Genomic DNA, 10994 nt, shown 5'->3' with positions numbered 1-10994 from the left:
GTATATTGTAATTATTTCCATTTATGGGAATTACTGTAAGGACATATTGTGTTTTTGATAAATCTTCTTAGAAGGTGACCTTGTTGAAAGAAGATACTTTAAGTGTTAAAATTCAGAAGAAGCTATTTGATTGCTTTGTATGCGATTAAAGAACGAAGGATTTATAGTTGACTTATGTGAGGAGTCGTTTATGACAGCTAATGCTATAGGATTTGCATTATTAATATTAGTAATTTTTCTAGTCATCGGTAAATGGATACGGGTCATGGTACCTTTGTTTCAGAATCTGTTTTTACCCAGTTCTTTGGTGGCAGGTTTATTGGCGCTATTGATTGGGCCAGAAGTCTTTGGTAAGGTCTTTGGTTTCTCTGTTTTGGATTTAGAATGGCTGACTGTGTGGGCTTCTTTACCGGGACTCATGATTAATGTGGTCTTTGCCTCCTTATTTATAGGCAAAAAAATACCAAATATGAAAGAAATTTGGTACTTGGCAGGACCTCAAGTCATGTCTGGCTATGTGATTTCTTTTGGTCAATATGCTGTTGGCTTAGGACTCGCCATTTTTTTGTTAGCACCTGTTTTTGGCGTTAACCCTTTAGCAGGAGCACTGATTGAAATCGGTTTTGTAGGTGGTCATGGTACTGCGGCCGGTATGCGGCAGACCTTTGAGCTACTGGATTTCCCTGAGGGGGGCGATCTCGCCATTGGCTTGGCCACAGTTGGGGTTTTGGCCGGTGTGCTAATTGGTATATCCTTAATCAATTGGGGTATGCGAACAGGTAAGTTGGCTCATGGGGCTGATAAAAAAGAAAGAACGATTCTAGAACGTAAAGGGATTGCAGAATTAGAGGTGCGCGAACCTGCAGGTTTTTTAAGCACACGAGCTGAATCCATTGAACCTTTATCATTGCATGTAGGTTATATCGGTGTGGCTATTGTGATTGGTTTTGTATTGTTGCAAGGATTGATTCAACTAGAAGCCTTAACTTGGGGTGCTTGGACGGATATGTATTTGATGACCTACGTTCCCTTATTCCCTTTAGCCATGGTGGGTGGTATCGTTGTCCAATTGGTTTTAAGTCGTGTTGATCCTTATGCTACTGTTGATAGACAATTGATTAATCGCGTTCAGGGATTGTCCCTAGATATTCTAATTGTAAGTGCGTTGGCAACCTTGTCCTTAAGTGTCATTGGGAATCACTTACCGGTATTTATAATCTTAAGTGTAGGTGGTATTGTATGGACCGTTTTCGCTTTTTTAGTGCTTATACCAAGGCTCATGCCGGATTACTGGTTTGAGAGAGGTATTGGTGACTTTGGACAATCCATGGGCGTTACCGCAACCGGCTTACTCTTAATGCGTGTCGCAGATCCAGATCAAATGACACCTGCTTTGTCTAGCTTTGGTTACAAACAGTTATTATTTGAGTTGTTGGTTGGTGGTGGTTTGTTTACTGCAGCCTCTGTCCCTTTAATTGCACAATTAGGTCCTGAGATCATGTTTGTGGTAAGTTTGATTCTAACCATAATACCTCTAATTGTAGGGGTCATTATGAAGCACATGCGAAAAAAAACAAGCTAAAAATGTTTTTAACATTTTCGGGCTTGATTTGATTACTTCACTTTGATATACTGACTTTGGTGCTTACAGCAATCGGGGTGTGGCTCAGCTTGGTAGAGCGCTTGGTTCGGGACTAAGAGGCCGGAGGTTCAAATCCTCTCACTCCGATTTTTTATTGCTTATTTATTACGATTTAAGGTGTCAAAACGATATGTTTTTGACACCTTAACCTGTTTTTATTCTAATGAAATTTTCCAAAAGTACTGGTTTTTGTCACAATAACGATGGTGGCAATAAGAATTATGAACTTGATAACTTCAACCATACTCAGTTTTTTCTCTACTTCCGTTTCTTCTCTTGCTTGATCTTCCAAATCTTCATATTCAAGTTCTATGATCTCAAGTGGCCATTCTCCAAGAGCTCTGTCACCTATTGAGATAATAAGACTGCCTACTTTTTGGTTCAAGCTCGCCTCTCTCGTCAGCGCTTCCGGTAAATCCACCTCTAATAAGAAGTCTACTTCTGAATAATCCTTCCTTAGATTGACACTAACTGGCTCCGTCATAGAGAGTGTAGCTGTTCCAATTATGACACCCTTTTCTATTATTGGAAGTGCCTGAGTATAATCTGTAGGGTCTATCTCGGTGACTTCAAAAGCCTTATAACCATACTCAAATAGTTTGCTGGTGTCGCTATACAAGTTGGCGGCATTGGTCCTTAATGTTACTGCAATTAAGGTACGTCCTTCTTTTCTTGATACCGTTACCAAGGTATGCCCTGAGCTGGTGGTGTATCCAGTTTTACCGGCTATAACGTCTTCTCTGTATATATTGGCGTCCCTTCGTTCATTAATCATTTTGTGGCCTTGTGCCAAATATCTGATTTCATCGACTTTATTGGTGGGTAGAATCTCATATAGAGTTTTCCCCATAACATCGACTAAGAATTGATTTTCTAATATTTCTTTCATAATCAGACTCATATCATAGGCTGTGGTGTATTGGTTTTCATCTTGCAGGCCATGAGGATTAACAAAATTCGTGTTCATCGCACCAAGGTTCTTGGCTTCTGCCGTCATATCTTCTGCAAAAGCCTCTAAACTCCCACTTGTTTTTTCAGCGATACCATTTGCCACATCATTGGCTGAAGCCATGAGAAGACCGTGCATGGCCGCTTTTACACTTATGATTTCTCCTTCACGCATACCAATGTGACTGCTACCAAATTCTATGCTCAAAACTGCGTTTCTAGAAAAAGTAATCGTGTCAGACGGATCCAAAGCCTTCGAGGCAACCAAGGCTGTCATCAGCTTCGTAATACTAGCCGGGTAGAACCTTTTATGGGCATTTTTCTCGTAAAGTACCTGACCTGTATCACCATCTATTAGAATGGCACCTTCAGCTACTATGCTAGGTACTTGAACCGTTGCGTAGGATAGATGAGATGTTTGACTGGATGGGTTTAATCCCATTAAAAATAATATAGATACTATTGCTAAGATTCTTAAAGCTGCAATTCTATTTCCCATCATAGACTCCTTGAGATCTTATGTTTTTTTGTCTCAATGGCTAGTTTATCATAAGGTCAAGGGTCATGTAAAGCGTCTATGTCCTCTGATTAAGCGTCAAGGCCATTTCAAAGCCTTTTCCATATTCAGAGTGCGTTCTCATTTTTCCTTCTAAGAGTTGAATCCGCTCTTTTATACCTTTTAGTCCATAGCCTTCTGAAATAGTTTCACAACCTTTACCATTATCTGTGACTTGTATCATGATAGAACTTTCCTCTTCTTTTTCAATCATGATCTTTATTTCTGTGGCTTCACCATGTCTTATACTATTGGTAATAGCCTCTTGAATAATTCGGTATATGGTTATTTTAACATTCTCATCTAAACGAATGTCTTTATCTATCACAGCATGAATGATGACTTGACAATGATTCTGCGTTTTTTCAATGAGGGCTTGTAAGGCTTCTTCAAGCGTACTATCTTCAATCATAATTGGTCTGAGTGCTTTAATGGCCCGTTTTACTTCCGCAAAACCATCTCGTGTGATCTTCTGGGTCTTATCTATGGCTTCTATCGCTTTGTCCTCATCCACCAGAACCATTTTTCTTGCCACCTCTAATTGAACGATAGCACCTGTAAGTGTATGCCCCAAGGTATCATGAATTTCTCTTGCTATGCGGCTTCGTTCTTTGAGTATACTGATTTCCTCAAGTTCTTTATTTTTATCTTTTAAGGTTTGTGTCATTTCTTTTAGCTGATGATTTAGGAAAAGTTGTTTCTTGCCAATGTAGAAGGAAATAATAACCAGACCATAGGTAACTGCATTCCTAACAGCATAAACCAGCATTTCTACTTGACTCAGGTTCCCTTCCTGTATCTGAAGGATTATAGTCGTTCCTAAGTAAAATAATAATGTTAATATAGAAAAAACTTTAGAAAATCGGACCGGATATCCATTTAAAACACTTAGAACAACCACAATGATAATAATCTTAAAATCTCGGTTAGCAGAAAATAAGTCTACACCGGTAATGGCTAGAATCTGTATAAATGGTATCACTTGGTATATTGTTTTACCCTTATCAAGAATTAAATAGTGATTCATAAAAATCAACATGATACTTATAATAAGGAGCATTAGTACTTGTGTTCGATCTTCGTTTCTACTCATAAGAATAAGAGATATGACTTCAAAGGTCAACACTAAGCCAATAAAAATGAGATGTTGCTCTATGTCTCTCATCTCTTTATTTTTCACCAAGGTCGTCTTGTCCATTTCTGATCTGTACATATACAGATATGCCATAACTGCCGGTAAATTAAAGACACTCAGTAGTATCGTCCATAGAATTTTGATTCTAAGGGATTTGTCTTTTGAACGAATACAGATCATAACCACCGGTATGATAATCCATAAATTGATGGTCATATAAGCCAACCATATTTGAAGTTGTGGTGTCGTCATAAAATCACCTCTGTATTCCTCTAAGTCATAACCTAAGTCTTAATCTTCTTTTTCTAGGATGCCTTGCTTAATGGCATGGGTCATAAGTTTTGTTCTTCCTTTTATGTTGAACTTGTCGTATAGAAGGGATATATAGTTTTTGACCGTTCCTTCTGTAAGATAAAGTTTGTCTGCGATTTCTTTATTTCTGTATCCTTTTGCAAGTAGTCTTAATACCTCGATTTCTCTTTCTAAAAGCATATTCCCCCCGGAATCTGTAATGGGTTTTACTGTTCTTCCTTCTCTACCATTGCCCATACCCTGAATGATTTTCTGGGTGATTTTTTGATGCATGACCGTGTTGCCTTGATAGACATTTCTGATGGCTGATGATAACTTTTCTGCTGTTAAATCCTTTAACATATAACCCACTGCTCCATTATTTAAGGCGTCAATAATATAATCATCATCATCAAAAGTTGTCAATATGAGGACTTTTACCTTTGGATAGGTTTTGGTGATTTTTCTGGTACAGTCCACCCCATTCATGAGCGGCATACGAATGTCCATTAATATAATGTCCACATCATGACCATCTTCTAGGAACTTGAGCACTTCAATTCCATTTTGAGCCACGCCTTCGACTTGGATATCTTCTTCCATATTCAAAAGTGTGCAAAGACCTTCCGCTAATATAGATTGGTCATCTGCCACCAACACTTTGATTTCGTTCATCCCTGCACCTCGATTTCTCTTCTTTCTTTTTGCTTCTTTCTTTCATTTTACAATAACCTAAGCGGTATACTCAAGGTTATTTCGTTTTTCTCCAGATCTTTTTTCTTCCAATCTGACTTTGTTGAATAATACAGTATAATAAATAATCTGTATCTAACTGTTCACTTTTACAATAATGATCGATGGTTCTGTACTCATTGTATTTGATGCCTTTCATTCTCATTCACCTCTTACCTATTGCCATACTTGATTTATCGTGATTTGCTGTTGATACCATCATAACAGGCTTTAGGATGCATTTCATGTGCCCAAAGTCATAAAAAAGTCATATGACGGACTTTCCATGAGAATAGCATAAAATTCATATTTGGCAAAAAAAAACGGTTCTTTGTCTGTATTAATCATACAGGCAAAGGAACCGTTTTTTACTTTATCTTATCTTAAAGCTCTTCTGTTGTCTTAATAGCATTCATACCGGATATGAATTCCAATTGGGCTATGGATAATCTATACCCACGTTTGGCATTGGCTAAGTTGCTTTCCATACGTTGTTGCATTAATAAGGCTTCATTCAATTGGAAGCTTGTAATCATACCCAGTTCAAAACGTATCTTTGCAACTCGGTAGCTTTCATTCACCGTTGCTACATTTTTTTCTAATGCTTGAATAGCTTCAAGGTTACCTTGAACGCTCATATAGGCTTGAATCAAGCTTTTTTCCTGTGATAGTAAGGCCAGTTGGTTCTGATATTTGGCTTTAAGATAATCTTGCTCAGCATACCGATAGGTCCATACATTGGATGGGTAATAGCCTTTTGCCAGCTCAAATGTAGATTCTGCAATACTGAAGCTTAAGTTAGACCCTAAAATCATCGGGTGGTTCTCAAGCATATAGGCTTTCATATCTTCTAGAGGTACAAGCTCGACCGCTTCTGTTGCCATGGTATCTTCAATCACCCATGTTTTTTCTAGTGCTTCGTTCATGAGTAAATTCAGATCCATGAGGTTCTGATTATAAGTAATTTGTGCTTGAGTCAACTCAGACGCCTTAGTAGCAACTTCTGATTCTGTATTGGTAACTTCTAGATCTGAAGCTTGTCCTAAAGTTCGCTTTGTTTTGACCATCGCTAGACTCTCATCTGCCTGAAGTTTATATTTTTCTGCCAGCTCCAAGCTTTCCTTTGCAAAAATCAATTGTGCAAAGGCACCTTTAATACCAAGTTCTACTTCCGTTATTTTTGCATTGTAGGTTTCTTTTGCTAAGGTCGGTAGGATTTCTCTATTAACTTTAGCAATCTTAATCGCTAAATCTGCACTATACATGCCTGTAGTGGCGTCTTCTTTGGCCAATGTTCTTTGTTGACTGGCCGTCATTACAGAAGTATTCATCTCAGCCTCAGCAATTTTTAGCTCAAAACTATTTTCTAATGCCCGTTGTAAAGCATCCTCAATATCTAGGACTATCGGCTCAACGGCTATGGCTTGAGGTATTTCCTCAGGTGGTGCTGTTAACTCTTCAGCTCTAACGCTTGACATCATAAACGTACTTAAAGTTAGCATACTGGCTATGGTAAGGGCTACTCTTTTCTTAATGATTTTACTATTCATCTATCTCTCCTATAGGACCTAATTGATATCCACTCTATAATTGACCGGGTTCCATTGTACATCGTAACCTAGATTCTCTGATATCCATCTTAAAGGTATCATGGTTCTACCACCAATAATCTCTGAAGGTACGTTTAGCGGATACGCCACACCATCCACGTAACCCACTTTTTCACCTATTGTTAGTTCAATTGTTTTGTCGCCTGTTGATATCACTTTTCTTTCTGATGCATTCCATGTTACATCTTGACCCAAAGCCTCAAGAATAAATCTTACTGAAACCAAGGTATTGCCTTCTCGAATCACCGGTTGAATATCAAAAGGTACTTGAAGACTTTTAACAAAAACCGTTACTATTTTAGGTTGTACCACTGGTGGCTGTACCACCTGTGCCTCTGTTTTAATCTGCGTAAGACCCACATTGGTGCCAAGCCAGATGTTACCTTTTGTATCTATTTCAACCTCATAAATGTAGTTGTTCGGTAGAGGTGAATCCGATGACTTGTAGTTGGTTAACTCTCCAGCGGGATCAATCTTGAGTAGTCCGTCACCCCAAGTTGCTGCATATATATTGCCCGCACTGTCTTCTGTAACAGATCTAACATCGTACTCCCATACGGAATTGTTGCTGTAGATGACCCACTCGTTGTTATAGAACTTAGCCAAGCCATTAATGGTACCAATCCACACAGCACCGTTTTTTGCCACGTAGACTTCACGCACTCTGTTGGAAGGTAACTTAGAATTATTTGAATTATAGAGGGTCCATTTACCCTCGGCACTCAGATAAGCGATACCACCCATCTCATTATAAGTTAACTCTGTTCCAATCCATACCCCACCTTTTTGGTCAAAAGCGAAGCTAGATACGTTGCTACTAGGAATAGAAGAATTGGCACTGCTATAATGGGTCATAACACCATCCGCGCTTTTATAGTAAGCGCCATAACCTGTAACGCCATGCCATAGGCCACCTTTACCATCCGTTGCAAGAGCGGTCACCGTCTCTCCAAAAATCTTGTTATCATTCATGAAATAGTTGTTCCAAGTATTGTCTTTCATACGAGAAGTGACACCAATGTTGGTTGCAAAATAAGCGTTCCCTAAAGCATCCAAAGTCACATCATTTAAGAAATTGTTCTTTAGACCGGAACTCATTTCCATATACGTTTGCCACTTACCTGTAGAATCAATATATATGGCACCACTACCTGAAGTTGCCACCCATATACCGCCTAGTGCGTCTGCTTTAAGGGCGACTACCCTGTCTGCTACAAGTGCACTGTCATTCTTTGTGTATTGAACATATTGTTGATTCGTTATCCCATGTATAGTAGAAGTACTGAGTATCAGCATAGCTATGAGTATTAACGAAAAACTTTTTTTCATGTTTGCCACATCCTTTATTTAGTCTTAGGTCAAGTGTACGTTTTAAGGGAAAACATGTCAATAGTTCTTATGGTATTTTAATCAAAACGACATATATTTTTATAGTTTTTTAATGTTTTGTTTTAGGCCTATATTATCCTCTTGAGGCCGATTCATATACAAACTTTGAATTTTGTATACCTGACCGTTAAAGCCTCCTGTAAAAGCTGTCATTTCAGTTTCTCCAATAGGTTCCCAACCTGCCTCTTCATTCCAAGGTGACTGACCTAAGTCAATATCGTTGGCCAATTCAAAATATTTCGGTCGGTTTTCGATACCCGTGTAATTTCTTACATTATTTAAGTGCTGTGCCGTCTTAATAATCCAAGGGTCTTTCAATGTACCGGTTCCACTAGCAAAGTGTGACGCCAATTGCACTTACTTCAACTGTTCATGTGCTGCCACCGCTTGAAGGTCTATGAACCACTTGATTTGATCATATAAAAACCAATAAAATAATCTTTATATTAAGGCCTTTGTCAATGACAATTTGATTGACATGATTCATGTCAAAAGAACTATTCTATCGATATCATTCGTGGTAAAATGTAACTATAGGAGGTGGCCAATATGCAGTTTTATGAAAAACTAGATTTCTTAATGAACATCACAAAAACAACCAATAGTTCCCTTGCAATGTATACATCATTAGATGCTTCACATATCAGCCGGTTACGTAGAGGTGAGAGACGTCTAGTAAAAGAGGCCGATTACTTAAAAAAAATGGCTCACTACTTTTTAAGCCATTGTATAGAAGATTATCAAATCAAGTCACTCTCACAAATTCTAAAAATGCAACCAGAGCACTTTCAAGATTCAAAAAATGCTACCGAGGTTATTTATCAATGGTTAATGGGGCATGAAGAAACCGGACATGCTTCAATATCCGGTTTTTTGAATGGCATTTCTGATTTTCAATTTCGAAAAAACACGCCAGTTACGGATGATCTCACCGATTCTGATCCAAAAACGCCTAAAAAAGATGTTGCGCTATACTATGGTATCGAAGGTAAGCGACAAGCTGTTTTATCTTTTCTATCTCTTATTATAGAATCCAATCAACCAACCACCTTATTGTTGTATAGCGATGAATCTATGGACTGGTTAACAGGAGATCCTTCTTTTGCAGCAAAATGGCGAGATATGCTGGCTCGTGTTATTCTAAAGGGCAATAGAATCAAAGTTATACATACCGTCAGTCGTAATCTCGATGAGATGCTTGAAGCCCTCTCAAAGTGGATGCCTCTCTATATGACCGGAGCCATTGAACCCTATTACTATCCTAAGAAAAGAGACGGTGTTTTTAAAAGAACACTATTTATTGCTCCTAAGATTACTGCTGTAACCAGCTCATCTCTTGATATGATGGAGCATCCGGCCCTTAATATTCTATTCAAAGACAAAAAAGCTTTAGCCACTCTGACAAGTGAGTTTGAGAGTTACTTATTTATGTGTCGGCCACTTATGCAGATTTTTACATATCATCAAAAACAGCAATACCTTGATCTTTTAAAAGAGTTCGAAAAAGATGCAACACCTACACTGCTTAAATCAAACTGTCTAAATTGGTCCACAATGCCAAGTGCTGTAGCAGAGTCGATTATCAATCGATCCGATAGCGATGATAAAGAGAAATTAATCCAATACTTTTATGATCGAAAAGAAGCCTTTGAAAAAGGACTTGAACACTGCTCATTCCACGCCCTTCTGCAACTGCCAAGTCTTACAGAAATCAAAGAAGGGGTTGTGAATGTTGCCTTCACCGGAATCCCTGAAACCTCAAACATCTGCTATACACCTAATGAATATAAAGCGCATCTTGAAAATACGATTCAGTATCTAAAGAAATATGATAACTACAACCTAAAAGTTACATCCAAAAAAAGGCATGATCATTTTATTCTCTATGTTAAGGAGGACCTTGGTGCTATTGTGATTAAACAAAATGCGCCACACGCCATTTTTGCTATCAATGAAATTAATATGACCGCTGCATTTTGGGACTACCTAAAAGATGAGATTAATCTATCTGATAAAGATAAAACCACAGCACTTAAAGAATTAGAGCATCTCTATAATAGGCTATAGGAAGCATCTCAGTCTCGCTTTGCTTGAAAATTCTACAAGTACTTCAAAAAATAAACCCCCAGCAAACTTTAGTTATTTGGTTCAAACCAAGGTCTGCTGAGGGTATTTTTTTACTTATTCTGTTATCTCTATTCTTTTTATGCCGTCATCTTGGTTGTCTGTATAATAAGTATAAAATGTTCCACCCAGATTAACAACAGATACAGCATTACCTTTTACGACAATTTCAGCAAAGGTTTGTGGGGTACCGTTGTAGTGGGTTCTAAGATTAGAACCATCTTTGCTACCAATGACGATAGTGCTATTATGAATTGCAAAGGAATACGCTGAGCTTGCTGAAAAGGATGCCTTCTCAATTGATCCTGTAATCTCACCGCCAGCATTTACACTCATTTCAGAAAGCTTAATCTCAGTGTTATTTCTGTAAAGAGCGTATAGCTTACCTCCTACTTCTTTAAAGTCATAGATATCATATCTATTAGTATTTGAGCCGACACTTCCAAGACTTAGAGCATTTGTTCCAGATACTCTAAGACCTCTATCATGGTATACTCCCATGCCATGCTCATACGTCCTCCATTGGTATAATAAATACCTGTTGTTATTACTATCCATAGTAATTAG

Annotated in this window: 10 protein-coding genes and 1 tRNA gene; 3 read left to right on the top strand and 8 right to left on the bottom strand. The window is 38.2% G+C overall.

Annotation, left to right across the window (positions count from 1 at the left end):
• The first annotated feature begins 190 nt into the window (after positions 1-190).
• Together P0N36_RS13325 and P0N36_RS13320 are read left to right on the top strand one after the other, a co-directional pair.
• Positions 191-1582: a sodium/glutamate symporter gene (locus tag P0N36_RS13325; protein WP_275843349.1), complete on the top strand. Its 1392-nt coding sequence runs from the start codon at positions 191-193 to the stop codon at positions 1580-1582.
• Positions 1583-1655: 73 nt separating this feature from the next.
• Positions 1656-1729 (top strand) — tRNA-Pro (locus tag P0N36_RS13320).
• A gap of 73 nt (positions 1730-1802) precedes the next feature.
• Here the strand turns inward: P0N36_RS13320 and P0N36_RS13315 are convergent.
• The 7 genes from P0N36_RS13315 to P0N36_RS13285 form a co-directional block, all read right to left on the bottom strand.
• Positions 1803-3089, bottom strand: a complete 1287-nt coding sequence (locus tag P0N36_RS13315; RefSeq protein ID WP_275843348.1) for a D-alanyl-D-alanine carboxypeptidase family protein — start codon at positions 3087-3089, stop codon at positions 1803-1805.
• A 76-nt stretch (positions 3090-3165) separates the two neighbouring features.
• Positions 3166-4533 carry a sensor histidine kinase gene (locus P0N36_RS13310; protein ID WP_275843347.1) on the bottom strand — a complete coding sequence of 456 codons (1368 nt, stop codon included), beginning with the start codon at positions 4531-4533 and terminating at the stop codon, positions 3166-3168.
• Between the two features lie 39 nt (positions 4534-4572).
• Positions 4573-5247, bottom strand: a complete 675-nt coding sequence (locus tag P0N36_RS13305) for a response regulator transcription factor (protein ID WP_275843346.1) — start codon at positions 5245-5247, stop codon at positions 4573-4575.
• A 76-nt stretch (positions 5248-5323) separates the two neighbouring features.
• Positions 5324-5464, bottom strand: coding sequence for a hypothetical protein (locus tag P0N36_RS13300; RefSeq protein ID WP_275843345.1), 141 nt, complete (start codon positions 5462-5464; stop codon positions 5324-5326).
• Positions 5465-5687: 223 nt separating this feature from the next.
• On the bottom strand, positions 5688-6854 hold the full coding sequence (locus P0N36_RS13295) for a TolC family protein (RefSeq protein WP_275843344.1): 1167 nt from the start codon (positions 6852-6854) through the stop codon (positions 5688-5690).
• Between the two features lie 18 nt (positions 6855-6872).
• Entirely contained in the window at positions 6873-8243 is a 1371-nt protein-coding gene (locus P0N36_RS13290; protein ID WP_275843343.1) for a stalk domain-containing protein, read from the bottom strand.
• Positions 8244-8342: 99 nt separating this feature from the next.
• Complete coding sequence (locus P0N36_RS13285) at positions 8343-8660, bottom strand: hypothetical protein (RefSeq protein WP_275843342.1); 318 nt, start codon at positions 8658-8660, stop codon at positions 8343-8345.
• A gap of 192 nt (positions 8661-8852) precedes the next feature.
• Here P0N36_RS13285 and P0N36_RS13280 point away from each other — a divergent pair, with 192 nt between their 5' ends.
• Positions 8853-10370 (top strand): transcriptional regulator, encoded by a 1518-nt coding sequence (locus tag P0N36_RS13280; RefSeq protein WP_275843341.1) that lies wholly within the window; start codon positions 8853-8855, stop codon positions 10368-10370.
• Positions 10371-10484: 114 nt separating this feature from the next.
• On the opposite strand, the gene P0N36_RS13275 is transcribed toward P0N36_RS13280, so the two are convergent.
• A partial coding sequence (locus P0N36_RS13275; protein ID WP_275843340.1) for a hypothetical protein occupies positions 10485-10994 on the bottom strand: 510 nt, incomplete at its 5' end.

Origin of the sequence: Petrocella sp. FN5 (genome assembly GCF_029210395.1) — a bacterium.
Taxonomy (GTDB): domain Bacteria; phylum Bacillota; class Clostridia; order Lachnospirales; family Vallitaleaceae; genus Petrocella.
Note: the sequence above shows the minus strand (reverse complement) of the source record. Positions and strands in the feature narration are given on the sequence as shown.

Excerpts from the sequence above, each read along its gene's own strand:
- P0N36_RS13295 (WP_275843344.1), bottom strand. The coding sequence starts at position 6,854 with ATGAATAGTAAAATCATTAAGAAAAGAGTAGCCCTTACCATAGCCAGT.
- P0N36_RS13315 (WP_275843348.1), bottom strand. The coding sequence starts at position 3,089 with ATGGGAAATAGAATTGCAGCTTTAAGAATCTTAGCAATAGTATCTATA.
- P0N36_RS13300 (WP_275843345.1), bottom strand. The coding sequence starts at position 5,464 with ATGAAAGGCATCAAATACAATGAGTACAGAACCATCGATCATTATTGT.
- P0N36_RS13290 (WP_275843343.1), bottom strand. The coding sequence starts at position 8,243 with ATGAAAAAAAGTTTTTCGTTAATACTCATAGCTATGCTGATACTCAGT.
- P0N36_RS13280 (WP_275843341.1), top strand. The coding sequence starts at position 8,853 with ATGCAGTTTTATGAAAAACTAGATTTCTTAATGAACATCACAAAAACA.
- P0N36_RS13305 (WP_275843346.1), bottom strand. The coding sequence starts at position 5,247 with ATGAACGAAATCAAAGTGTTGGTGGCAGATGACCAATCTATATTAGCG.
- P0N36_RS13310 (WP_275843347.1), bottom strand. The coding sequence starts at position 4,533 with ATGACGACACCACAACTTCAAATATGGTTGGCTTATATGACCATCAAT.
- P0N36_RS13325 (WP_275843349.1), top strand. The coding sequence starts at position 191 with ATGACAGCTAATGCTATAGGATTTGCATTATTAATATTAGTAATTTTT.